Annotated in this window: 21 protein-coding genes and 1 pseudogene; 13 read left to right on the forward strand and 9 right to left on the reverse strand. The window is 69.0% G+C overall.

Features of this window, described 5'->3' with window-relative positions; all coding sequences use genetic code 11:
* Positions 1-147: 147 nt before the first annotated feature.
* Positions 148-2235, reverse strand: coding sequence for an ABC transporter family substrate-binding protein (locus tag AC4BEG_RS11645; RefSeq protein ID WP_490705809.1), 2088 nt, complete (start codon positions 2233-2235; stop codon positions 148-150).
* Positions 2236-2507: 272 nt separating this feature from the next.
* Here AC4BEG_RS11645 and AC4BEG_RS11650 point away from each other — a divergent pair, with 272 nt between their 5' ends.
* The 4 genes from AC4BEG_RS11650 (at position 2508) to AC4BEG_RS11665 (ending at position 6688) form a co-directional block, all read left to right on the forward strand.
* Positions 2508-2792: an Rv0250c family protein gene (locus tag AC4BEG_RS11650; protein WP_490705810.1), complete on the forward strand. Its 285-nt coding sequence runs from the start codon at positions 2508-2510 to the stop codon at positions 2790-2792.
* 105 nt (positions 2793-2897) lie between these two features.
* Positions 2898-3743: a succinate dehydrogenase subunit SdhC gene (gene sdhC, locus AC4BEG_RS11655; RefSeq protein WP_490705811.1), complete on the forward strand. Its 846-nt coding sequence runs from the start codon at positions 2898-2900 to the stop codon at positions 3741-3743.
* A gap of 16 nt (positions 3744-3759) precedes the next feature.
* Positions 3760-5706 carry a fumarate reductase/succinate dehydrogenase flavoprotein subunit gene (locus AC4BEG_RS11660; protein ID WP_490705812.1) on the forward strand — a complete coding sequence of 649 codons (1947 nt, stop codon included), beginning with the start codon at positions 3760-3762 and terminating at the stop codon, positions 5704-5706.
* Between the two features lie 211 nt (positions 5707-5917).
* Complete coding sequence (locus AC4BEG_RS11665) at positions 5918-6688, forward strand: succinate dehydrogenase/fumarate reductase iron-sulfur subunit (protein ID WP_490705813.1); 771 nt, start codon at positions 5918-5920, stop codon at positions 6686-6688.
* A 40-nt stretch (positions 6689-6728) separates the two neighbouring features.
* On the opposite strand, the gene AC4BEG_RS11670 is transcribed toward AC4BEG_RS11665, so the two are convergent.
* The 6 genes from AC4BEG_RS11670 to AC4BEG_RS11695 form a co-directional block, all read right to left on the reverse strand.
* Positions 6729-9440: a SpoIIE family protein phosphatase gene (locus tag AC4BEG_RS11670; protein ID WP_490705814.1), complete on the reverse strand. Its 2712-nt coding sequence runs from the start codon at positions 9438-9440 to the stop codon at positions 6729-6731.
* Positions 9441-9610: 170 nt separating this feature from the next.
* A complete protein-coding gene (locus tag AC4BEG_RS11675) occupies positions 9611-10045 on the reverse strand; it encodes an ATP-binding protein (RefSeq protein ID WP_490705815.1) in 435 nt (144 codons plus the stop codon).
* A gap of 98 nt (positions 10046-10143) precedes the next feature.
* Positions 10144-10563: a (deoxy)nucleoside triphosphate pyrophosphohydrolase gene (locus AC4BEG_RS11680; protein ID WP_490705816.1), complete on the reverse strand. Its 420-nt coding sequence runs from the start codon at positions 10561-10563 to the stop codon at positions 10144-10146.
* 82 nt (positions 10564-10645) lie between these two features.
* Complete coding sequence (locus tag AC4BEG_RS11685; RefSeq protein WP_490705817.1) at positions 10646-10831, reverse strand: SPOR domain-containing protein; 186 nt, start codon at positions 10829-10831, stop codon at positions 10646-10648.
* A 161-nt stretch (positions 10832-10992) separates the two neighbouring features.
* Positions 10993-12678, reverse strand: a complete 1686-nt coding sequence (locus tag AC4BEG_RS11690; RefSeq protein ID WP_490705818.1) for an APC family permease — start codon at positions 12676-12678, stop codon at positions 10993-10995.
* A 504-nt stretch (positions 12679-13182) separates the two neighbouring features.
* Positions 13183-13935 carry a GntR family transcriptional regulator gene (locus AC4BEG_RS11695; protein WP_490705819.1) on the reverse strand — a complete coding sequence of 251 codons (753 nt, stop codon included), beginning with the start codon at positions 13933-13935 and terminating at the stop codon, positions 13183-13185.
* A 187-nt stretch (positions 13936-14122) separates the two neighbouring features.
* Here AC4BEG_RS11695 and AC4BEG_RS11700 point away from each other — a divergent pair, with 187 nt between their 5' ends.
* Complete coding sequence (locus AC4BEG_RS11700) at positions 14123-15538, forward strand: M1 family metallopeptidase (RefSeq protein WP_490705820.1); 1416 nt, start codon at positions 14123-14125, stop codon at positions 15536-15538.
* A gap of 233 nt (positions 15539-15771) precedes the next feature.
* On the opposite strand, the gene AC4BEG_RS11705 is transcribed toward AC4BEG_RS11700, so the two are convergent.
* Complete coding sequence (locus AC4BEG_RS11705; RefSeq protein ID WP_490705821.1) at positions 15772-16371, reverse strand: TetR/AcrR family transcriptional regulator; 600 nt, start codon at positions 16369-16371, stop codon at positions 15772-15774.
* Positions 16372-16542: 171 nt separating this feature from the next.
* Between AC4BEG_RS11705 and AC4BEG_RS11710 the strand changes: the two genes are divergently transcribed.
* Complete coding sequence (locus AC4BEG_RS11710) at positions 16543-17178, forward strand: DUF2867 domain-containing protein (protein ID WP_490705822.1); 636 nt, start codon at positions 16543-16545, stop codon at positions 17176-17178.
* 498 nt (positions 17179-17676) lie between these two features.
* On the forward strand, positions 17677-17856 hold the full coding sequence (locus tag AC4BEG_RS11715; protein ID WP_490705823.1) for a hypothetical protein: 180 nt from the start codon (positions 17677-17679) through the stop codon (positions 17854-17856).
* A gap of 226 nt (positions 17857-18082) precedes the next feature.
* Here the strand turns inward: AC4BEG_RS11715 and AC4BEG_RS11720 are convergent, their stop codons facing one another.
* Complete coding sequence (locus AC4BEG_RS11720; protein ID WP_490705824.1) at positions 18083-18373, reverse strand: hypothetical protein; 291 nt, start codon at positions 18371-18373, stop codon at positions 18083-18085.
* Positions 18374-18428: 55 nt separating this feature from the next.
* Between AC4BEG_RS11720 and AC4BEG_RS11725 the strand changes: the two are divergent.
* The 6 genes and pseudogenes from AC4BEG_RS11725 to AC4BEG_RS11750 all read left to right on the forward strand — a co-directional run.
* Positions 18429-18872, forward strand: a pseudogene (locus AC4BEG_RS11725) (GntR family transcriptional regulator); the annotation flags it as partial.
* The gene (locus AC4BEG_RS11730; RefSeq protein ID WP_490705825.1) at positions 18869-19648 is read left to right on the forward strand and encodes a GntR family transcriptional regulator; all 780 of its coding nucleotides are present in this window, start codon (positions 18869-18871) and stop codon (positions 19646-19648) included. The pseudogene AC4BEG_RS11725 and the gene AC4BEG_RS11730, both read left to right, overlap by 4 nt.
* Before the next feature lie 602 nt (positions 19649-20250).
* Positions 20251-20520, forward strand: a complete 270-nt coding sequence (locus AC4BEG_RS11735; protein WP_490705826.1) for an SDR family oxidoreductase — start codon at positions 20251-20253, stop codon at positions 20518-20520.
* 76 nt (positions 20521-20596) lie between these two features.
* The gene (locus AC4BEG_RS11740; protein ID WP_490705827.1) at positions 20597-20992 is read left to right on the forward strand and encodes an NUDIX hydrolase; all 396 of its coding nucleotides are present in this window, start codon (positions 20597-20599) and stop codon (positions 20990-20992) included.
* Positions 20993-21389: 397 nt separating this feature from the next.
* Positions 21390-22496: an NAD(P)-dependent alcohol dehydrogenase gene (locus AC4BEG_RS11745; protein ID WP_490705828.1), complete on the forward strand. Its 1107-nt coding sequence runs from the start codon at positions 21390-21392 to the stop codon at positions 22494-22496.
* A gap of 513 nt (positions 22497-23009) precedes the next feature.
* Positions 23010-23174: a hypothetical protein gene (locus AC4BEG_RS11750; RefSeq protein WP_490705829.1), complete on the forward strand. Its 165-nt coding sequence runs from the start codon at positions 23010-23012 to the stop codon at positions 23172-23174.
* The last annotated feature ends 5 nt before the right edge of the window (positions 23175-23179 follow it).

A 23179-nucleotide genomic window follows, 5' to 3' on the forward strand; every position in this document is an offset into this window, starting at 1 on the left:
GTGCGGTCACCGTGTCGCCACGGTGGGTCATGATCGCGATCATGGTCCCGCAGGGGGAACGGGCCTCACAAGGGAGTTGAGCGCCATCTGTAGCGAGCACGGTCCGCCCGGCCCGGCAGGAGGTGCCGGGCCGGGCGGACCGGGGGCTCACTTACGGAAGCCGATGTCCTGGTAGCGCGGAGTGGCGAAGCCGAAGGCTCCGGCGTTGACCACGCCCTTGCGCATCGCGACCAGCTGCGGCCGCTGATAGAGCGGGACCGAACCGGCCGCCGCCCAGATCCGGGCGTCCGCCCGGCCGACCAGGGAGCGGGAGGCGCCGCCGTCGAGTTCGGCGACCGCCTCGTCGAAGAGCTGGTCGATCTGGTCGGTGCCCACCCGGGTGTAGTTCTGCTCGACCACCAGCGAGCCGTCCGCCGCCGGCTGCGGCTTGGCGTAGATCGGACGGCCGTCGGTGGCCGGGTAGGCGGTGGCGGGCCAGGAGTAGAGGGCCAGGTCGTACTTGCCGGAGGCGATGTAGTTCTTGAAGTAGCCCTCGCCCCCGACCTTGGTGATCTCGGTGCGGACGCCGATCGACTCCAGCATCCGCGCGATGCGCCCGCCGACGGCGCGCAGTGAGGCGCTGCCGCTGTCGTCCGGGAGGACGAAGCGCAGGACCAGCGGACGGCCCTTCTTCCGGACCACCGCCGAGTCGGGGAGGTTCCTGGAGCGGCCCGCGTCGCCCGCCGCGGGGGAGGCGCCGCTCGCGGTGGCGGAGGGCGAGCCGGTGGCGGACGCGTCACCGGAGGCGGTGGCGGACGCGTCACCGGAGGTAGTGGCCGAGGCGGTGGCGTCGGCCGAGGCGGTGCCGCTCGCGCTGCCCGCACCCGCGTCGGTGGGCACCGCGCGCCGGATGCCGAGGTCGTCGGTCTTGCCGTCGAGCCCCTTCTGACGGCTGTCGGCGTGCCAGCCCGCGTCCGCCAGCAGCGACTGCGCGGCCTCGGTGTCGGAGTTGCCGAGGGCGCCGCTGTGGTCCTTGTATCCCTTCTGCGCCGCCATCAGCAGATGGTTGCCGAGCGGTTGGTCCGGCAGCCCGAGCGGCTTCAGGACCAGCTTCGCCAGCGCCTTGCGGTCGATCGCGCGGGCCACCGCGCGGCGCACCCGCTCATCCGCGAGCGGGCCCTTGGTGCCGTTCAGGGCGAGCTGGGTGTACGCGGGCTCCAGCGCCTTGCGCAGGGTGAACCGGCTCAGGGCCACGGTCTCGGCCCGCTTCTTGTCCGAGGCGTTCTCGGCCGCCCAGGTGTGCAGCGCGTCCGCGGCCCGCTGCCCGTCCCGGCCCAGGTCCGGTGCGTTGGCCCCGGTGGTGTGGGCCTTGGCCCCGGCGGCCTGCTTCTTGCGGGACGGGGCGGTGGCCTGGATCCGCCGGGCGGTGGCCCGGTCGACTTCGGCGAGATCGACCTCGCCGGAGATCAGGGCATCGGCGCGCTGGTCGGCGGGCACCGTCCGGAAGACCATCCGGCTCAGCCGCGACCGGTCGCCCCACCAGCGGGGGTTGCGGACCAGGGTGACGGAGCCGTCGGTGACGTCGCGCACCATGAAGGGGCCGGCGCCGACCGCGAGCCCCTTGTTCGCCGCGGCGTTGAAGACCGCCGGGTTGTCCATCACGCTCTTCGGGTAGAGCGGGGTGAACAGCGAGCGCCAGTCGGTGTAGCGCTTGGCGAACGTGACCTTGACCTCGTGGTCCTTCTCACCCGGCTCGATCTTGGCGATGCGGTCGTACCCGGCGTTCCGCGCCGTCCAGTACGCGTTCTCCGTACCGCGCAGCGCCTTCCACTGAGCGGCGAAGTCCTCCGCGCTCAGCGGACGGCCGTCGCTCCAGACCGCCTTGGGGTTGAGCTTGTAGACCACGACCTGCTTGGGATCGGTCGAGGTGACGTCGGCGGACTCCAGGAAGTCCGGGTTGCGCTGGGGCTTGCCCCGGGCGTCCAGCGTGTACAACGCGGGCAGCACCGCGCCCGCGACCCGCTGGGTGCCGGTGTCAGCGGCCGACTGGAAGGCGTTGAAAGTCTTGGGGGTCGCGTCCAGGGCCCAGCGCAGGGTGCCGGTCCCGGCCGTCCGGGCGCGGGGCGCCGTGGCGATGTCCCGGGAGGCGGGCGGCGGGGCGCCCTCGTCATCGGAGCTGCATCCGGTCAGTACGGGCAGCGGCAGCATCACACCCGCGGCGAGCAGCAAGGCACAGCGGCGCTTGGCGATGGACATGGCGACGAACCTCCGGGGTGTGCCAGAAATGTGCGTCTTTGGCATGTTGTGACGCTTATCGCATATACTGCTCACTCAAAGCGACGGTTCACCGGACAGCACGCCAGGACGGCCACGGAGACGGCCATGAGGGGAAAGGATCACCCGAAAGGCGGAATCGCACCGGCGGCACGGCGAATCGCGGCAGATCCCTTCCCAATCGCGACCGCGGCGCGCAACACTCGCTGTCGCATGACCGTCGCCAACCGCAACCGCGGAAGTGAGGGCAAGTCATGTCCTTGAACGACGACCTGACGGCCGTCCAGCGCTGCCTCGATGACCTGGTCCGCTCGGTCACCCGGCTGGAACAGCAGATGGGTCCGGGCGGGCTGGAGATACGACGGGTCCGCACCGACGCGGACCACCTCCGCGAGAGCCTCGCCCTGCTGCGCGACACGGCTCCCCAGGAGCGACCACGCCCCGAAATGGTCCCGGTCCCCGACGCTCCGTACGACAGTGCGCTGTGGTCCGACGTCGACGACGAGGGCCTCGGCGCGCGCGATCGCCACGCGCCCTGACGACAGAGACAGCACACCGGCCACCCCTGTGAACGGGCCGCCGGTGCACCGGCACGGGTGCTCGTCCCAACCGTCCCCCACACCACTCCACCGCGGAGTTCCACTTTGTCCACAGGCACCGACCCCCAACCCCGCACGTCCGCCGGCCGGGAAGCGCCCCCCGGCGGCGTGCACAGCCCGTCGAGGGCTGCCATCCCCACCCGCCATCTGCGCACCGACCGCTGGTGGCTGGCGCCCGCGGTGACCGCCGCCGGGCTGCTCGCGTTCATCGTCTATTCCACCTGGCGGGCCTTCGCCGGTGACGACTACTACGCCGAGCCGTATGTCTCGCCGTTCTACTCGCCCTGTATCGCGCAGAACTGCGTACCCATGAAGGGCGGCGCCAACTGGGAGATCTTCGGCGCGTGGTGGGGGCTCTCCCCCGCCCTGCTGATCCTGATCTTCCCGCTCGGCTTCCGGCTCACCTGCTACTACTACCGCAAGGCGTACTACCGGGGCTTCTGGGCCTCACCACCCGCCTGCGCCGTCGCCGAGCCGCGCTCCCGCTACACCGGTGAGACCCGCCTCCCGCTGATCCTCCAGAACGTCCACCGCTACTTCTTCTACTTCGCGCTGATCGTCGCCGGGATCCTCACCTATGACGCGGTGCTCGGCTTCCGGGACGAGCACGGCGGCTGGGGCCATATGGGCCTCGGGACGCTGATCCTGCTCGTCAACATCGCGCTGATCTGGGCGTACACCCTCTCCTGCCACTCCTGCCGCCATATCGTCGGCGGCCGGCTCAAGCACTTCTCCCGGCATCCGGTGCGCTACCGGCTCTGGGGCTGGGTCAGCGCCCTCAACGCCCGCCACGCGCTGCTGGCCTGGGCGTCCCTGATCAGCGTCGCCGTCGCGGACTTCTACGTCTATCTGCTCGCGACCGGCGCCTTCGACGATCCGCGCTTTTTCTAGGAGAGGTGCTCAACCGATGACGCAAGTCGAGCGGCAGGCGTGGGACGTGGTCGTGGTCGGCGCCGGGGGCGCCGGGCTGCGGGCCGCGATCGAGGCCCGGGAACAGGGCATGCGCTGCGCCGTCATCTGCAAGTCGCTCTTCGGCAAGGCCCATACGGTGATGGCCGAGGGCGGCATCGCCGCCAGCATGGGCAATGTCAACGAGGGCGACAACTGGCAGGTGCACTTCCGGGACACCATGCGCGGCGGCAAGTTCCTCAACCACTGGCGGATGGCCGAGCTGCACGCCCAGGAGGCCCCGGACCGGGTCTGGGAACTGGAGACCTGGGGCGCGCTCTTCGACCGCACCCCCGACGGCAGGATCTCCCAGCGCAACTTCGGCGGCCATGAGTACCCCCGGCTCGCCCATGTCGGCGACCGCACCGGACTGGAGCTGATCCGCACCCTCCAGCAGAAGATCGTCTCCCTCCAGCAGGAGGACAAGGCCGAGACCGGGGACTACGAGGCACGGCTGAAGGTCTTCCAGGAGTGCACGGTCACTCGGATCCTCAAGGACGGCGACCGCGTCTGCGGGGTCTTCGGCTACGAGCGCGAGTCCGGCCGCTTCTTCGCGATCGACGCCCCGGCCGTGGTGCTGGCCACCGGCGGTATCGGCAAGTCCTTCAAGGTGACCTCCAACTCCTGGGAGTACACCGGGGACGGCCACGCGCTGGCACTGCTCGCCGGGGCCCCGCTGATCAACATGGAGTTCGTGCAGTTCCACCCCACCGGTATGGTCTGGCCGCCTTCGGTCAAGGGGATCCTGGTCACCGAGTCAGTGCGCGGGGACGGCGGGGTGCTGCGCAACAGCGAGGGCAAGCGGTTCATGTTCGACTACATCCCGGACGTCTTCAAGGAGAAGTACGCCCAGACCGAGGACGAGGGCGACCGCTGGTACGAGGACCCGGACCACAACCGCCGCCCGCCCGAGCTGCTCCCCCGCGACGAGGTGGCCCGCGCCATCAACGCCGAGGTGAAGGCGGGCCGCGGCTCCCCGCACGGCGGGGTCTTCCTGGACGTCTCCACCCGGATGCCGGCCGAGGTGATCAAGCGGCGGCTGCCCTCCATGCACCACCAGTTCAAGGAGCTGGCGGACGTGGACATCACCGCCGAGCCCATGGAGGTCGGCCCCACCTGCCACTATGTGATGGGCGGGGTGGATGTCGACCCGGACACCGCGGCCGCCACCGGCGTCCCCGGGCTGTTCGCCGCGGGCGAGGTCGCGGGCGGGATGCACGGCTCCAACCGGCTGGGCGGCAACTCCCTCTCCGATCTGCTGGTCTTCGGACGGCGGGCCGGGCTCTACGCCGCCAAGTACGCCCAGGACAGCGCCCGGTCGGGCAGACCGGCCGTCCCGGACGAGGTGCAGCTGGACCTCGCGGCGGCCGAGGCGCTGCGCCCGTTCAGCGCCGAGGGTGGTGAGGCCGCCGGCTCCGCGGGCCCGGCCGAGAACCCGTACACCCTGCACCAGGAGCTCCAGCAGGCGATGAACGACCTGGTGGGGATCATCCGGAAGGCCGGGGAGATGGAGGAGGCGCTGCACCGGCTGGCGGGCCTGCGGACGCGGGCGCGGCGCGCGGGCGTGGAGGGCCACCGGCAGTTCAACCCCGGCTGGCATCTGGCCATCGATCTGCGCAACATGCTGCTGGCCAGCGAGTGTGTGGCGCGGGCCGCGCTGGAGCGGACCGAGAGCCGCGGCGGGCACACCCGGGACGACTGTCCGCAGATGGACCGCGAATGGCGGCGGGTCAATCTGGTGTGCCGGCTCTCCGACCCCTCCGGCGGTCTTGCCGCGCCCGACGCGGGCCATGGGCAGATCCGTCTGGAGCGGCGCGAGATGCCGCCGATCCGCCCCGATCTGATCGACCTGTTCGAGAAGGACGAGCTGGTGAAGTACCTGACGGACGAGGAGCTGACCCATTGAACCCTCCCCCAGCTGAAGGCAGGGGGATTCCTGGCTCACGTCGCCTGCGGCCCTGCGGACCGGCAGGTCTTACACGATCAACACCAGCCGGGTTGGAACCAGCCCGGTTTGGCACTGCAAGCAAAGGAGTTGCTGTGCTGGCTTGGTTCTCGCTCAGCACGTCAGAAGTCGTACCAGCCGTCTCGTTGGCGGTCGTCCTCGGAGGTTCACGGTGACGGCGTACGAGGCCCACTTCCGGGTGTGGCGGGGCGACGTGGACGGCGGCGGTCTCAAGGACTTCCATGTGGAGGTCAATGACGGCGAGGTCGTTTTGGACATCGTCCACCGGCTCCAGGCGACCCAGGCACCGGACCTGGCCGTCCGCTGGAACTGCAAGGCGGGCAAATGCGGTTCGTGCAGTGCCGAGATCAACGGCCGCCCCCGGCTGTTGTGCATGACCAGGATGTCGGTTTTCGGCCGTGACGAGACGATCACCATCACCCCGCTGCGCGCGTTCCCGGTGGTCCGGGATCTGGTGACGGATGTGTCCTTCAACTACGCCAAGGCGCGGGAGGTGCCGTCCTTCGTTCCGCCCGCGGACCTCAAACCGGGTGAGTACCGGATGCGGCAGGAGGACGTGGGGCGCTCGCAGGAGTTCCGCAAGTGCATCGAGTGCTTCCTGTGCCAGGACACCTGCCATGTGGTGCGTGACTTCGAGCAGAACAAGGAGGCGTTCGCCGGACCGCGCTTCCTGATGCGCGTCGCCGAACTGGACATGCATCCGCTGGACGCGGCGGCCGACGCCGGGATCGACCGCAAGCGCGGTGCTCAGGAGGACCACGGCCTGGGCTACTGCAACATCACCAAGTGCTGTACGGAGGTCTGCCCGGAGCAGATCAAGATCACCGACAATGCGCTGATCCCGCTCAAGGAGCGGGCGGTGGACCGTAAGTACGACCCGCTGGTCTGGCTGGGCAATAAGATCCGCCGACGGGAAGGCTAGCCGTGGCGGTGCGGGTCCGCCGGCCGGCGGGCCCGCGCCGTCACCACAGGCTCAGCAGTGCCTCGACCGAGTCCGGTCCGCTGGACCGGCCGTCGGGGAGGGCCAGTTCGAACCAGACCGTCTTGCCGTGCGGAGTGCGGCGGCTGCCCCAGGCCGCGCTGAGCAGCCCCACCAGCTGGAGTCCGCGGCCGCCCTCGTCGGTGTCTCTCGCGCGCCGCCGCCGGGGCTGCACCAGACCGCCGTCCCAGACCTCGCAGACCAGGGTGCGGTCCAGCAGCAGCCGCAGCCGGATCTCCCCCTCGCCGTACCGCAGCGCGTTGGTGACCAGCTCGCTGACCAGCAGCTCGGTGGTGTCCACCAGATCGTCCATGTTCCAGGACTCCAGCTGCTCCCGGGCCAGTTCGCGGGCGCGCCCCACCGACTGGGGCGCGCTCGGCAGGTTCCAGTCGCCGACCGACCCCGGGGGCAGTCCCTGCACCCGGGCCATCAGCAGCGCGATGTCGTCCTCGCCGTGGTGGGTGTCCAGACCGCTCAGCACGTGATCGCAGATGTCCTCCAGGGAACTGTCCGGGACACGGGTGCCGTCGTGCGAGGACAGAGCCGCCCGGAAGTTCTGGAGCCCCTCGTCCAGCGGGTGGTCGCGGGACTCGACGAGGCCGTCGGTGTACAGGGCCAGCAGGGCGCCGTCGGGCAGCTCGACCTCGATCTCCTCGAACGGCTCACCGCCCACCCCGAGCGGCATCCCCGGCGGCACCTCCATCAGCAGCGCGTCCTCACCGGGTTCGACGAGGACAGGGGGCAGATGCCCGGCGTTGGCGAAGGTGCAGCGGCGGGTGACCGGGTCGTAGACGGCGTACACGCAGGTGGCGAGGTAGACCTCGGACAGGTCGGAAGAGTCCTGGGCGCCGGGGCGGGTCCGCGCGCCGGAACGGCTGGAGGTGTGCGAACCGCTGGGTGCGCCGAGCCCCTGGGCGATCTCGTCGAGCGCGGAGAGCACTTCGGCGGGCTCCAGATCCAGCAGGGCCAGGGTGCGTACGGCGGTGCGCAGTTCGCCCATCGCGACCGCGGCGCGCAGCCCCCGTCCCATCACATCGCCGACCACCAGCGCGGTGCGGTGTCCGGGCAGCTCGATGACGTCGAACCAGTCGCCGCCCACCTCGGTCGCCGCGTTCCCCGGCAGATAGCGGCAGGCGATGTCGAGTCCGGCGGCCTCGGGGTCGCCGGGCGGCAGCAGGCTGCGCTGGAGTATCAGCGCCCGTTCGTGCTCTCTGCGGTAGAGACGGGCGTTGTCGATGCTGACCGCCGCGCGGGCGGCCAGTTCGACGGCGAGGGCGCGGTCCCGCTCGCCGAAGGGCTCACTGCCCTTGGTGCGGGAGAACTGGGCCAGGCCCACCACGGTGTCGCGGGCCACCATCGGCACCACCAGCGTGGACTGGAGCATGGCACCGAGCTCGGGGCCCTCACCGCTGTCCCGGCCGGGGACCACCTTGACCTGGGCGGTGCGCAGCACCCCGGCGCACAGGGAGTGGAAGGGATAGCGGTGCACCTCGCCGACCTGGATGGGCTTGGGCGGTCCGTCGTCGGCGACGGCGCGGCAGATGTCGCCGAAGGCGACCGGGCCGTCGGAGACCGCGGAGGCGAACGCCACACGGCGCAGTTCGGCGCTGCCGTCGGCCAGGCCCGGCGGCGTCTCGTCGCCGGACAGCAGCGCCTGGTAGAGGTCGACGGAGGCCAGGTCGCAGAACTGGGGGACGGCCACGTCGAGCAGCTCGCGGGCGGTGGTCTCCAGATCCAGCGAGGTGCCTATTCGGGCGCCCGCCTCGTTGAGCAGCGCCAGATTGCGCCGTACGCCCGCGGCCTCCTGTTCGGCGCGGCGGCGGCGGGTGACGTCGGTGGCGAGCCCGGCGACCCCGATGGGGCGGCCGGAGCTGCTGTGCAGCCGGTACAGCGACACCGACCAGCGGCGGCGGTCGGGGCTGCCGGGCACGGTGCCCACGATCGGCATATCGGTCAGCGACTTGCCGGTGTCCAGGACCTGGCGCAGGGCGGCGCCGAGCCGTTCGGCCTCGCCGCGCGGCAGCAGATCGTGCGCGGTGGCGCCGCGGTATGCCTCGGCCGGACGGCCGAAAACCTTCGCGAAGCGCTCGTTGACCCGGAGCATGCGGAGATCGGTGCCGAAGAGAAAGAAACCGAGCGGAGATTGACCGAAAACGGCCTGCGACGCGGCAAGGTCGGTTTCGAGACCACGGAGCGCGCTCACATCGACGGCGACGCACAGCGCCGACCGCCCACCGTCCTCGTCCTGAGCGGGCATCACATAGACCTCGGCCACCCCATGGCCGTGCGGCGCCTCGGGGTTGCGGTAGGGAACCAGTCCGGTCCACTCCCGGCCGTCCAGGATGTCGGCGACCTTGCGGTGTCCGGTGTCGCGCAGTTCGGAGGGTACGAAGGCGTCGACCGGATCCCTGCCGATCGCCTGCCGGGCCGTCAGCCCCAGTAGCTCCTGGGCCCGCTCGCTCCACTGGGTGATCCGTCCGTCGGAGCCCAGCGCGAACGAGGCGACACGGATGTAGTCGTAGATCGATCCGGGAGGACTGCTCTGCCACATGGCCGACATCGACGACATCTGCGATACCGGTGACACCGGCGACACTTGCGACACCTGCGTCTCCGGCGACACTTCCGACACCGGCGACACCTGCGAACCAACCGACTCCTCGGGCATCTCTGCCCCCGCTGGCTTCTCGCTCATGCGCCCGTCCCCTCCGGCTCAGGTGCTCCGACCGGCTACAGATAGCCGAGTATCCAGCACCTCGGCCATCCGGAGCACGGTCTTCACGATCACAGCACTATCTCAGCCTGCGATCAGGTTCCGTCCCGGCTTTTGGTTAAGCGCTCAAGATCAGCGCTCCCCCTGCACTCCTAACCGGGCAGAGCCAACTCGAACCACACAGTTTTTCCCGCATGCCTGCGCCGGGTCCCCCAACGCCGCGCTGTCCGGGCCACCAACTCCAGGCCACGGCCGCCTTCGTCCTCGGCCGAGGCGGTCCGCGCCCGCGGCGGATCGGCCAGCGGATCCGACACCTCGACCACCAGTACGGATCCGGGCTGTGAGTTTTCGCGGCGGGCGTACACCCGCAGCCCGATCGGACCGCTGGCGTACCGCAGTGAATTGGTGACCAGTTCGCTCACCAGGAGCGTGGTGACATCGCTCATACCGGACAGCCCCCACTGCTCCAGCACGGCCTGAACCCGGCAGCGGGCGCTGCGCACCGTCCCCGGCTCGGCAGGGAAGATCCACTCGGCGAAGCCGGGCGTCGGCCCGGCCGACCCTGCGCTGTCACTCACGCCGATCACTTCCCAGCCCCGGTGCAGCCCCTGCCGGAATGTATGGATTCAGGGAGGTTAATCAGCACATACCCGATATCCGGGACGTCATATCGTCCGAACGGGCCTCAGCGGGCGCGCGGAGGGGTGTGTTCGGCGGCGTGCAGCAGGCGGACGGCCTGCGCCACCGCGGGGCGGTCCTGGTCCAGCCAGTCGACCTCGTCCACCCGGTCGGGGGTGAGCCAGCGAAGCTCGTCGTGGTCCTGGAGCGGCCGGGGTTCGCCGGAGCGCAGCCGCGCGGTCCACACCCGCAGCACATAACCCGGTTTCAGCGGCCATTCGCCGGCCAGCGGCTCCAGCGGCTCGACCTCGACGCCGAGCTCCTCCCGCAGCTCGCGGACCAGGGCCTGCGGCGCGGTCTCCCCGGGCTCGGCCTTGCCGCCCGGGAGCTCCCAGCGGCCCGCGAGCTCCGGCGGGGCGCTGCGCCGGGCGGCCAGCAGCCGTCCCCGGTCGAACACCGCTCCGCCCACCACAACGCGCACACTCATGCGGGGAACCCTATAGGGCCCGTCATAGGCCCCGTCTTCACAGAGACGGACCCTGGGAGAGGGGGTGCCGGGGCCGAGCGCGCTACTGGGTCTGCCGGGAGGCCGCGGTGCGCTCCACGACGTAGAGGTGTTCCGGGCCCTGGGCGTCGAGCCGGTCGGCCACCTCCTGGGCCTCCGTCCGCGTGGCGTACCGGCCGACGCGATAGCGGTTGCCGTTGCCGTCCTGGCGGACCACGAGCCATGGCAGTACCGCGTTGCCGTCACTCATCTCCCCGCCCCCTCCGTCATCCGGTCCCGCGACGGCGTCTGCCGCCGCGGGACCATCAAGGAATTCCCGGTCCGCATATGCCCGAGCCTACGCCCAACCTTCACGCAGCGGATACGTGTTCTCACGTGGAGGCACGCATCCGGCCATGCGGCCGGTTGCGCTCAGACGCCGACCGGCGTCTTCTCCCGGTCCTCGTCCTCGTCCTCGCCGGCCTCCTCGGCAGCGGCGGCGGCCATCTCCTGCTCCGCCTCCAGCAGCGTCGGGTTGCGCCAGGCGCTGCGTACGCCCAGGTAGTAGAAGCCGAGGCCGATCGCGGCGACGACCAGGATGTCCCAGCCCTCGGGCAGATAGCCGCGGCCGCCGAACTCCTTACCGCCGGCCCAGGAGACAGCCGCCATGACCAGCAGGTACCCCACCATCCAGGCACCGGCGACAAGGTGCGGGCGCAGCTCGGCCCACGGCTTGCGCAGCTCGTACCAGGCCCAGACCGGCAGCCCGATCGCCATGATGAAGATCACCTTGCCGGTGAGCGGCCAGCGGGCCCAGTAGAGCACCAGCGAGCCGAAGACCATCGCGATCGGGGCGATGACCGGCATCGCGCGCAGCTTGACCGGACGCGGCAGGTCCGGGGAGAGGCGGCGCAGCGACATCACGGCGACCGGGCCGGTGATGTAGGAGATCACGGTGGCCACCGAGACGATCTCGGCCAGCGAGCCCCAGCCGCGGAAGACGGCGAGGAAGAGGAAGGCGATCCCCAGGTTGAGCAGCAGCGCCGGACGCGGGATACCGGTCTTGGGGTCGACCTTGCCGAAGATCCCCGGCAGATGGCCGTTCTCCTGGACACCCTGGATCATGCGGGAGGTGGTGGCCGCGTAGATCATGCCGGTGCCGGACGGGGAGACGAAGGCGTCGGCGTAGAGCAGCAGCGCCAGCCAGTTCAGACCCCAGGCGACGGAGAGGTCGGCGAGCGGGGAGTTGTAGGACAGGCCGGACCAGCCGCCGTCCGCCAGGTCGGCCGCCGGAACCGCGGTCAGGAAGGCGATCTGGAGCGCGACGTAGATCACCAGGGCGATCAGGATCGAGCTGATGACGGCCTTGGGGAGCGACTTGCCGGGGTTGCGCGCCTCACCCGCCATGTTCAGCGGGGACTGGAAGCCGTTGTAGGCCCAGACGATGCCGGAGACGGCCACCGCGGTGAACACCGAGCTCCAGCCGTTGGGCGCGAAGCCGCCGTGGTCGGTGACATTGCCGGTGTCGAAGTGCGCCAGCAGCAGGGCGCCCGCGGTCAGGGCCGGGACGACCAGCTTGAAGACGGTGATCGCGGTGTTGGTCTTCGCGAAGAGCGTGATCGCGAACCAGTTCAGGAAGAAGTAGAACACCAGCAGCACGGAGGCGAGGGCGACACCGCTGCCGGTCAGCTCCTTGCCGTCGTACAGCGCCTTGGCCCAGCCGAAGTCCCAGGAGCTCATGTACTGGACCGAGGCGGTGGCCTCACCGGGGATCACGGAGACGATCGCGATCCAGTTGGCCCAGGCCGCCAGATATCCGGCGAGCGAACCGTGCGAGTACTGACCGTAGCGGACCATGCCGCCGGCCTTGGGGAACATCGAGCCGAGCTCGGAATAGGTCAGGGCGATGGTCAGCGCCACCGCGGCACCGATCACCCAGGCCAGGATAGCGGCGGGACCGGCGAGCACCGCGGCCCGCTCGGCGCCGAACAGCCACCCGGAGCCAATAATGGATCCGAGACCCACGGCAGTCAGGGCCACCGTGCCCAGCGACCGTTTGTAATGCGTGTGGGCTCCTTGTTCAGTGCTCAACGCCCTGACGCTCCTTTCGACCCCCATACCTGTACCTGCATGCAAACGCGCGTCATCGTACAAGCGAATTGAAGGGCAGTTTCACGGGTTTGAGCTGATCTTGAGCTCTGGGCCGCCCATGTGATGTGCGCAACACATCACCGCTGGTCAACGACTGGTAAAACCACGGGAAGCAGAAGCGAGCACCGCCGGGCGGCACCTTCGCGAAATCTCTACGAATCACCCCAGGAAAACCTGTAGCGCTCCGGTAATCCTGCGTAACCCACAAAGGAAGCGAGGGCTCTTGAGGAATGTTCGTACCCGGTTATCTCAAATGAACCGCGATGGTTGAGTGACGCGAGTTGAGTCCGGTGTGCCGGGCTTTGAGCCACGGTGCGCAGCAGTTGTGCGGCTCAAATCTACCTCAATTTCAGAGGAGCTCAAATCGAGCTCAAATCCCCCTGGGATTCTCCTAGTTGGGCCCGGAAAGCGCTCGATCCGGTCGCACCGCCTCAACTCGACGGCATCCGCGGTCACTTCACCGGCAGGCGGTCACTTCACCGGCAGGTGGTACGCGACCCGATAGCGCTCGGCCAGCACCACCACATCCGCCGTCTCGACCGGGCGGCCGCCCGCGCGGTACGTACGGGAGACGACGAGCACCACATGGCCCGGCACCCCGCCGAGCGCCAGCACCTCCTCCGCCTGCCCGGGGCGCGCGGCGACCTCCTCGGTCACGTTGTCCACCACCAGGTCGAGCGCGGCCATCCGCGCGACCACCCCGCGCCCGGCCAGCGGGCCTTCCTCGGGCAGCATCACCGGGGTGCGGCCGGTGATGGCGAGCGGCTCCCAGGAGGTGGAGAGCATCAGCGCCTCTCCTCCGGACCGGAAGAGATAGCGGGTGCGCATCACACGGTCGCCGGGCTCGATCTCCAGCCGCTCGGCGATCTCCCGCCCGGCCTCCTCCCGCTCGCTCAACGCGTCCCAGGTGCCCGCGACCCGCTCGTCGGCCTGCTCCTGCCGGAACGGGGAGGAATCGCCCGCGCCGTGATAGCCGGTGCGGGCGAGCAGCCGGGCAACGGGCTGGGCGCGTACATACGTGCCCGAGCCGGAACGGCCCTCCACCAGCCCCTCGGCCATCAGCACCTTGCGGGCCTCGAGGGCGACGGTGTCGGAGACTCCGTACTCCTCGCGGATCCGGGCCTGGGAGGGGAGGCGCGCATGGGGTGGCAGCTCGCCCGCGGCGATCTTCTTGCGGAGATCGTCGGCGACGCGGAGGTATGCGGGCTGGTCACCAAAGGCCACGTGCACTCCCAGTGGTTGACAGTCAGCAACAGCTTGGCAACCCAGGGTTGCCGATTGCAACTGAAGGCCAGAGCTTCACCAGAAGTGGTGAACCCCAGTTCAACGACGTTTACTTGATCTCCTTCGACAATGCCCGGTGCTGCCGGTTTCATTGGCGATCAACAGCTCACCTGACCAAGGAGCGCCCGTGTCCCATCGTCGCCGTCCATGCGTCGTGTCCACCGTCCTGCTGCTCGCCCTGAGCACGGCCTGCACCGGGGCCTCCGGGAGTGAGGCCCCACCCGGCGCCCAAGGGGCGAAACCGGGCGCCGCGGGCGTCGGTGACCGGCTCTTCCCGAAGATGGGCAACGGCGGCTACGACGTCACCGACTACCGGCTGAAGCTCGACTACACGCCGCGCTCCAAGCGCCTCAAGGGCACCGCCACGATCACCGCCCGCGCCACCAGCGCCCTGAGCTCCTTCCACCTGGACTTCGCCGGGCTGCACGTGCGCAAGGCCACGGTGAACGGGCGCACGGCGGAGGCCGAACGGCAGGGCACCGAGCTGGTGCTCACCCCCGCGGCCGACCTCCCCAAGGGCCGCGCCTTCACCACCACGGTCGTCTACGACGGCAAGCCGAAGACCATCAAGGACCCGGACGGCTCCGAGGAGGGCTGGATCAGGACCGACGACGGCGCCGTCGGACTCGGCGAGCCGACCGGCTCCATGGCCTGGTTCCCCGGGAACCACCACCCCTCCGACAAGGCCCGCTACGACATCACCATGACCGTCCCCAAGGGCCTGACGGCCGTATCCAACGGGGAGTTGAAGCAGCGCAGCACCAACGGCAGCCGTACCACGTTCCGTTGGCACTCCGGGGAGCCGATGGCCTCCTACCTGGCCACCGTCGCCATCGGCCGCTTCGACGTCCACAAGACCACCCACCGCGGACTCCCCCAGTACGTCGCGGTCGATCCGCACCTGGCCGGTCAGTCCACCAAGGTTCCCGACCAGGTCGGCAAGGTCATCGACTGGGAGAACAAGACCTTCGGCCGCTACCCGTTCTCCTCCACCGGCGCGATCGTCGACCGGCTGTCCGGTCTCGGCTACGCCCTGGAGACCCAGACCAAGCCGTACTTCCCCTTCGCGCCGGACGAGATCCTGCTCGTCCATGAACTGGCCCACCAGTGGTTCGGCAACTCGGTCACCCCCCGCGCCTGGAAGGACATGTGGCTCAACGAGGGGTTCGCCACCTACGCCGAGTGGCTGTGGGAGGAGCAGCACGGCGGCCGGAGCACCGACCGGACCTTCCGCGACTTCTACGACGGCACCGACGACGAGAGCGACGGCATCTGGGACTTCCCGCCCGCCGATCCGCCGAGCGCCGCCCGGGTCTCGGACTCCCCGGTGTACGGGCGCGGGGCAATGGTGCTGCACAAGCTGCGCCGCACCGTCGGTGACAAGGCGTTCTTCACCATCGTGCGCACCTGGGTCAAGGAGCACCGGCACGGCAACGCCGACACCAAGCAGTTCATCGCGCTGTCCGAGCGGATCTCGGGCAAGGACCTGACGAAGCTCTACGACGTCTGGCTGTTCGGCAAGGACAAGCCCGCGAAGCCCTGACCAGGGTCCGGGACGTTCAGCGGGAGCGCAACGCCCCGGCCGTCGCGCCGGTGCGCTCCCGCAGCAGCACCCGCGGTCATCCGGACCACCGCGAGGGCGAGATCGGCATGTCCGAACGGCGTCCCCGTGCACGCCGAGGCCACGCGGGCGCCCCGCTCCCGGGTCCGGGCCACCAGCGCCCGCCGGACTCCCCGGCCGGGCACCGCATGTGACCAGCAGGGCGCCCCTCTCGTTCATCCGGGGCTGGTGAGGGCGAGTGCCGCGTCGAGAAGTGCGGAGGTCAGGGCGGGGAGTTGGTCGGGGGATTCGGTCAGCAGGAACAGCCAGGCGAAGACGGGGCCGACAAGCAGGGCGTTGAGCATGGCCGGGTCGGGGCGGGTGGTGAGTTCGCCGCGTGCGGTCGCGCGGTCCAGGATCTCCGTAAGGGTCCGGCGCTGGACTCCCAGGTATTTCTCGTCGAACCGGTCACGTAGTGCGGGGTCGGCGTGGACATCGGCCAGCAGGCCGGGGACCGTCCCCTGCGGCGGAGAGGCCATGGTGTCCGCGATCTCGGCGAGCACGGCGGCCAGGTCGGCACGGAGCGACCCGCGGTCGGGTGCCACGGCCAGGAACTGATCCGGCAGCAGAACCTCGAAGATCATCTCTTGTTTGGTGGCGTGACGCCGGTAGATCGCCGCCTTGCCCACGCCGGCTCGCGCGGCCACCTCGGCCATCGTGAGCCGCGTGTATCCCACCTCGGTCAGCAGCTCTCGAACGGCGGAGGCGATGGCGTCGTCGACGCGGCTGTCCCGGGGGCGGCCCCCGGGGTTGCGAGCTTGCTTTCGAGCAGACATGGGTGCGATCATACGGAACCATGAGTATCGAAATCAATAGTTCCAAAACTAACGGTTCCGTGTTCTCTGGCGTGACCGCAACCTGGCGCGCCGTCCGCGTTGATGGCCGGCGACGCCATTGCCGGGTCCCGGCCTGACCGACAGGGCACACCGGCTCGGAAGGAATGACCGATGCGAATCCCGAAAGCCGCCCACACCGCACAGCCGTGGCGGATCCACGAGTTCACCCACGACTTCCGGATCGAGGACGTGTGGTCCTTCCGCACACCCGACGCCGGGCCCGACGACTTCCCCGTGATGGCCAAAGCGCTGAAGACGGCTTACGACAACCGCAAGGATCCCGCCGCGGTCCGGTTCCTGTTCGCGGTGCGCTGGAAGCTCGGTGCCCTGCTCGGCTGGGACACCTCCGGGGCGGGCCTGGGCAAGCGGGTCGCCTCGCTGTGCGACCGCCTCCCCCTCGATCTCGCCCAGACCGCCAACGACGCCGTCCCTTGCGCCGACCCGTTCTCCGAGGTGTACCAGCTCGACAACGAAGCGGCCCGCGAACTGGGCAACAAAACCGTCCACACCATCATGCACCTGGGCTGGGTGCAGACCGACGGCGGCGAATACGAACTGCGCATGGCGGCGCTGGTCAAACCCAACGGACTGTTCGGACGGCTCTACATGGCCGCCATCCTTCCGTTCCGGTACGTCATCATCTACCCGGCACTGACCCGCCAATGGGAACGCGCCTGGCTCGACTACGGCCGCCCGAACCGGCACGCCGGAGACGCCGCGCACGGAGAAACCGCCGACCCGGAATAACCCGGACCACGGCCGAACGACAACCGCGTGAAGTCGCCGCGGACTGACACACCGCCCCCGGGCCGATGGCCTGGGGGTTTGTGGTGGAGCGGGTGACGGGAATCGAACCCGCGCTCTGAGCTTGGGAATCACGGGTTGATTGGGGTTGACCACCCCGCCGACCTGCGCAAACAACATCTGAAGCGATCTTCAATACCGGCTACGGTTGGCTCGTGTTGACCGTGGTTTACCGTTCGTTCTGGCACGCATCTGGCACGGCCCCTCGCGCGGTGATCACCCCTTACAGGTTCGGTCCTGCAGGCAGTTCGCACTCGTGCTCGCCGGGCGGTTCGGAATCCAGTCCCGGCCGCCGGGATCCGTCGTCGTCTGGCGACTGACCAGTACATATGGGCGGGGGTTGTTTACGTTGATGTGGCTGCTAGAGACTGTGCTGCTTCCTGTGCCCCACAGGTGGGGCTGGGAGGGGTACACCGAGGGTTGCGACTGCGAAGGGGCAGGATGAACGAGGAAGAGATGGCGCGTGCGGTCAGTCAAGGATTGCACCAGTACGAGCAGCAGCGAAGGGCCGCCGAGAGGCGTTGGGAGCGACAGTTCAGCAGGAAGCTGATGGCGTTCATCCTTCTCGGCCTCGCGATCTTCTCTCTCGCTGTTCTGTCGAGCTTCGGCAAACTCGGCTGAAGTGTCGGACGTCAAGCTCGGCGGAGCGGCTTTGGGCTGGAGCTGCTTTGGGGCGAGTGATCATGGCCCCGTAAGCTTCCGGCGCGTCGGGCAGTGTGTGGAACCGCCCGGTAAAGCACGACGTTGGGGCCATGATCTTAGAGACTCGCCCCGCAGGCCCGGCGGGGGGCCGGGCCGCGCGGCGAGCGGATGCGAGCCGCCTTGAACCCGTAGAGAAGGTTGTAACTCACCTCTTGCGCTTGGCTCGTTCGCGCTCGGCGATGGTGATGATGCGCTCGACGCCATTGATCTGTTGGCGGAGCTTGTTGAGTACGTCGGTGCGGGCCGACTTGATGAGGTGGTCCGTAGTCGGCGCGGTGCCGGTGTCCGTTCCGCTGGGGACCCAGAACGTCTTGTGGCTGCACTCGCGGACGATGTCCTGGCAGGTGCGGATCACCCAGTTCATCGCGATCGTGATCTCGGCGCGGTGTAGCTGGTCCAGGTCCCAGCCGTCGTTGTTGTCAGGCCGGGGTGTCACTTGGTGTGCCCTGCGGTTGGCGTCGACTTCACGGTGAACCAGACCGTCTTGCCCGCGCCGGGGTACTCAGCGGATCGTTGGGGCGGAGGAGGTACCCGCACCGGGGGTGGTGGCCCGGCTGCTTGGGCTTGCGGAGGGGGAACAGGTCGTCGTCCGGCGCCGGATCATGTACCTGGACGAGCAGCCGTGTGAGCTGACCGACTCCTACTACCCGGCCCATATCGCGGCAGGGACCGCGCTCGCGGGCACCGCGAAGATCCGTGGCGGAGCGGTGGCATTGCTCGCTGAACTGGGTTACGTGGGGCAGCGCGTGCAGGAGGATGTGACGGCCCGGATGCCAAGCGAGGAAGAGCGCGAGCTGTTGCGGGCCGGCCCCGACGAACCGGTGCTGCGACTGGAGCGGATGATCCTCGACGGGGATGAGCGGGCCATCCAGGCCGACCTGATCACCATGCCCGCCCACCGACAGCGTCTGCGCTACGAACTCACGATGGGATGACCGTGCCGAAGGCCGAACAGGACGCAGCCGACCGACGGTCACTGCACGAGCGGATCGCCGCCGATCTACGGGACGAGATCATGTCCGGTGACTTCGGTCCCGGCGCCAAGCTGCCCTCGACCGCTCAGCTCAAGGAGCGGTTCACCGCGTCGAACGCGACCGTGCAGAAAGCGCTGCAGCTACTCAAGGACGAGGGCCTGGCGGTGGGCCGCGCCGGAGCGGCCGTCACCGTGCGCGAACATCGGCAGCGCACCATGCGCCCCGCCTCGTACATGGCCCCGGCCGCGCCCGGCGAGCCGTATCGGTGGATCAGCGAGGCCGTCAGCCATCAGACGCGCGGGAGCAGCCGACTCCTGGACGTGGCCGAGGTCCGCCCGCCCGCCGACGTCGCCGAGGCGCTGCGTCTCCCGGAGGACGGCACGGCGCTGCTGCGGACGCAGGTGCTGCTCATGGATGACGAGCCGGTTGAGCTGGTGAAGTCCTACTACCCCCTGGAACTGGCCCGCGGGACAGCGATGATGGGCCGCCGCAAGATCAAAGGTGGCACCCCGGCCCTCCTCGCGGAACTGGGCTATCCGCCCCGCCTCAGCGTCGACAAGGTGTCCGCCCGCGTGCCGACCCAGGAGCAGTACACGGTCCTCGGCCTGCCCGGGAATCTTCCGGTGCTGCGGACGCTGCGGGTCGTCTACAGCGACGGCGAGCGCCCCATCGAGGCCACGGTGATGGCCAAGGCCGGTCACCTCTATGAGCTGCAGTACGAGTTCACCCCCTCCTGACCGTCTCCTGAGAAGCGGGTTCGGCAATCGAGCGCGACGCCGAAACCGCCGAAACCGCTGCGGAGGGCGGGAAGCGCGAAGCCATCTGGAGCGGAAGTGGTGCGAGACGACCAGAGAGGTCTAGACAACAAACAAGGCCCGGGTCTATGACCCGGGCATTCGCTGTGGAGCGGGTGACGGGAATCGAACTCGCGTTCCGAGCTTGGGAATGAGGGCGCCTCCGGGTGCCCAATACTTCTCTGAACAGCGAAGACACCGAGTCTGGGGCGGGTGGGGCCAGCTGATTTCTGCCCCTTGTTGACCGTGGCTTACCGGCCTCTCTGGCACGGCACTGGCACGGCGGGTGGAGCGGCCTCGGAACGCGAGCGTTCCCGCAGGCGCCGGAGCGGTGCGCGCCACGGGCGGCGCCGCTGGGCGCCACGCGGATTGCACCCTCGAATGCGCTCCTCATGAATGAACCTCACCGCCCACTACCGCGCCTGCCACGCAGTGACCCCCGGCATGGTCGAACGCCGCTGGGGCCGGATCGTGAACTTCGGCAGCGTCAACGCCCGGGTGGGCCGGACCAACCTCGTCGTCTACAGCACCGCAAAAGCCGGCCTTTGGGCCTCACCCGTTCCCTCGCCCGCGAACTGGGCCCGTACGGGGTCTGCGTCAACACGGTCCTGCCGGGGGCCATCCAAGTCGAGGCCGAGACCGTCATCCCCGCCCGCCACCGTGTCCGCCCGGAGGACCAGATCAACCGCCAGTGCGTTCCCCGCCGTGGACGGCCCGAAGACGTGGCGGTCCTGGTGGCGTCCCTCGTGGGACCCACCGCGTCCTTCATCACGGGACAACCCGTCCACGTCGACGGCGGCTGGCTGCTGCACTGAGACCGTCAACGACCAAGGAGACAAGGCCAAATGAACGAACGAGTCCGAGCCGTCCTCGGTCACCGCGGACGAGACCATGTTGGTCCTCCGCCGCACCAAGCCCGGCGTCCCCGTGTACTGGGTGCTGCCCGGCGGCGGCGTCGAAGCCCATGACGTGTCCCGGGAGGCCGCCCTCCACCGGGAGATCCACGAGGAGATCGCGGGCAAAGCCGAGATCGTCCGCCTCCTGCACACGCTGGAGACCGAGGACGAGCGCCAGCTTTTCTATCTCGCCCGCATCGCGACGTGGTCCTTCGAAGACCGCACCGGGCCCGAGTTCAGCGCCGAAGGCCGGGGCGAATACGCGCTGGAGGAGGTCCCGCTGACTGTGGAGGGGATCGACGGCATCGACCTCAAGCCTGAGGAGATCGCCCACGTCCTGCGGGGTGCCATCGCTGACGGGCCCCTCGCCGCCGACGGGACTACGGCTTGACCTGCGAGTCTTGCTGGTCAGGTGCCGCCCCCACACCACCTGGCCCGCCGAGGGCCAGCACGCGGCGGCCCGCTGACCGATGCGATCAGCGCAGGCACGGGTGTGAGCGGCACTCATATCCGGCTCGTCATCGCCTACCTCGTGACCCTGGCACGGTACTCGCCATGAAAAATGGGGAACAGGTAGAGATCGTTTAACAATCCTTCACGAGGTGGAGTGGATTCTTCTCCCACCCGCCTTCGAGCCGGTCAAACGCAAGGCTGCCACGTCCACTGGTCCGCAGGCAGGTTTATGCCAGCTATGGGCGACAGGCCCCATCGACCGCCTGAACACCCATTAACGTTTCCGTCGTTCTCAACATCGTGGCATCGCGCACATCTTGCAAAGGGATCAGCCCATGCTCAGCGCCTCCGCCGCCGTGCTCCGTGCTGGCGACCAGCCCTACACGATCGAAGAGGTGACGCTCGACCAACCCGGTGACGACCAGCTCGTCGTGCGAGTGACCGCGACCGGTTTCTGTCACAGCGACACGATGGCCCGCGGCCCGGAATTCGCCGACGGACTCCCCATGATCACCGGTCATGAGGCCGCCGGCGTGGTGGAGTGGGTCGGACCCGACGTATCCGGGGTCGATGTCGGCGATCACGTCGTGCTGACCTTTTCCTACTGCGGCAGTTGTTCGCAGTGCTCGGAAAACCATCCCGCGTACTGCGAGACCTTCGTCGAGCGCAACGTTTTCGGGCAGTTCGCCACCGGTGGTTCCGGTGCCACCGGCAGTGCCGGTGAGCCGATCATGGCCCGGTGGTTCGGGCAGTCGACGTTCGCCACCAGGACCATTGTCGACGCGCGGAGTGCCGTGGTGGTCGACCGCGACCTCCCGCTGGCGGTGCTGGCCCCGCTGGGCTGCGGGATCATCACCGGGGCCGGAACCGTGCTGAACGTGCTCGGCGTGCGGCCAGGAGAGTCCCTGGCCATTTTCGGTGTCGGCGCCGTCGGGCTCGCCGCGCTGCTCGCCGCGAAAGCGGTGGGGGTGGAGTCGATTATCGCGATCGACCTCCATCCGTCCCGGCTGGAGCTGGCAGCCGAACTCGGCGCCGACGCGACAGTGCTGGGTGGTGACAACGAGGCCGTCGTGGAACAGGTCCGGAAGCATGCCGGGCAGGGAACGCACTACAGCATCGACACCACAGGGGTGCCCGACGTCATTCTTTCCGCCATCCACAGCCTGCGGGCCCGGGGCACCTGTGCCTCCGTCGGCATCCAGGCCGGCGAGGTCGTACTGCAACGGAACACGCTTCCCGGCAAACAGCTGGTGGCGGTGGTCGAGGGGGACGTGGATCCCACGTCACTCATTCCGCACTTGATCCAGCTCTGGCGCGACGGACAGTTCCCCTTCGACCGCCTGCTCGAGACCTTTCCGTTCACCGCCATCAACGAAGCCGAGCAGGCGGCACTGACGGGCCGGGCGGTAAAGCCCGTACTCATCATGGACCGGAGCGGGTAACCGGGTTCGCACCGCGCGAACCCGCGGAGTGCCGTCAGGTGATCCGGTCGGCGGCCGAGGGCACGCCGGCCCCGTACCTGTCGTGGACCGGTGATCTCGCCGACACCGGCCTCCGGGGCCTCCTCGGCCGACCGCGTTGCCGATCCGCGTCCCCGGTCCACCAGCAGCCACTCGGCGTGCTCGACGATTCCCGGGTTACAGGTGGAGGACACACAAGAATCCGTGCTGGCAGGTTCTGGACATAGGAGAGCAGGTATCCGCGCGAATCAGCTAGACCTTACGTATATCGTCTCGCTGGGTTGGCGCTGTGGAAAAGTCCATTGATTGGCCAGTCCTCTTGGGCGAAGTGCTTTGTCGCAGCATGACGCCGGCTCCGGTGACTGGGGGTAAATGACCCCGAACGTGCCGACGCAGACCCGCGCGGCAGACAGCGAAAGACCGGATTCGGGGGATACGGGGAGTGCCTTGACCATTGGCTTTTCAGGCACGGGATCTTATGTACCGGAGCGAGGCGTGACCAATGACGACTTCTTTGCCCTGATACCGGACGCGGAGCCCGAATGGGTCCCGCGCAGGACCGGGATCGGGACCGCTCGCAATCCGGTCGAGGCCGCGGTAGCGCGGAACGTCGTTGAGGTCATCGAAGCCGAGTTCAGTGAGGTGCGAGGGAAGGCATGAGTACG

Source organism: Streptomyces sp. JLBJ103, assembly GCF_058215575.1.

What these genes read in the sequence shown, in the direction of transcription:
- AC4BEG_RS11710 (WP_490705822.1), top strand. Translation starts at nt 16,543, where the DNA reads ATGCGAATCCCGAAAGCCGCCCACACCGCACAGCCGTGGCGGATCCAC.
- AC4BEG_RS11690 (WP_490705818.1), bottom strand. Translation starts at nt 12,678, where the DNA reads ATGGGGGTCGAAAGGAGCGTCAGGGCGTTGAGCACTGAACAAGGAGCC.
- AC4BEG_RS11680 (WP_490705816.1), bottom strand. Translation starts at nt 10,563, where the DNA reads ATGAGTGTGCGCGTTGTGGTGGGCGGAGCGGTGTTCGACCGGGGACGG.
- AC4BEG_RS11705 (WP_490705821.1), bottom strand. Translation starts at nt 16,371, where the DNA reads ATGTCTGCTCGAAAGCAAGCTCGCAACCCCGGGGGCCGCCCCCGGGAC.
- AC4BEG_RS11670 (WP_490705814.1), bottom strand. Translation starts at nt 9,440, where the DNA reads ATGAGCGAGAAGCCAGCGGGGGCAGAGATGCCCGAGGAGTCGGTTGGT.
- AC4BEG_RS11645 (WP_490705809.1), bottom strand. Translation starts at nt 2,235, where the DNA reads ATGTCCATCGCCAAGCGCCGCTGTGCCTTGCTGCTCGCCGCGGGTGTG.
- AC4BEG_RS11715 (WP_490705823.1), top strand. Translation starts at nt 17,677, where the DNA reads ATGAACGAGGAAGAGATGGCGCGTGCGGTCAGTCAAGGATTGCACCAG.
- AC4BEG_RS11650 (WP_490705810.1), top strand. Translation starts at nt 2,508, where the DNA reads ATGTCCTTGAACGACGACCTGACGGCCGTCCAGCGCTGCCTCGATGAC.
- AC4BEG_RS11740 (WP_490705827.1), top strand. Translation starts at nt 20,597, where the DNA reads ATGTTGGTCCTCCGCCGCACCAAGCCCGGCGTCCCCGTGTACTGGGTG.
- AC4BEG_RS11685 (WP_490705817.1), bottom strand. Translation starts at nt 10,831, where the DNA reads ATGAGTGACGGCAACGCGGTACTGCCATGGCTCGTGGTCCGCCAGGAC.
- AC4BEG_RS11660 (WP_490705812.1), top strand. Translation starts at nt 3,760, where the DNA reads ATGACGCAAGTCGAGCGGCAGGCGTGGGACGTGGTCGTGGTCGGCGCC.
- AC4BEG_RS11745 (WP_490705828.1), top strand. Translation starts at nt 21,390, where the DNA reads ATGCTCAGCGCCTCCGCCGCCGTGCTCCGTGCTGGCGACCAGCCCTAC.
- AC4BEG_RS11730 (WP_490705825.1), top strand. Translation starts at nt 18,869, where the DNA reads ATGACCGTGCCGAAGGCCGAACAGGACGCAGCCGACCGACGGTCACTG.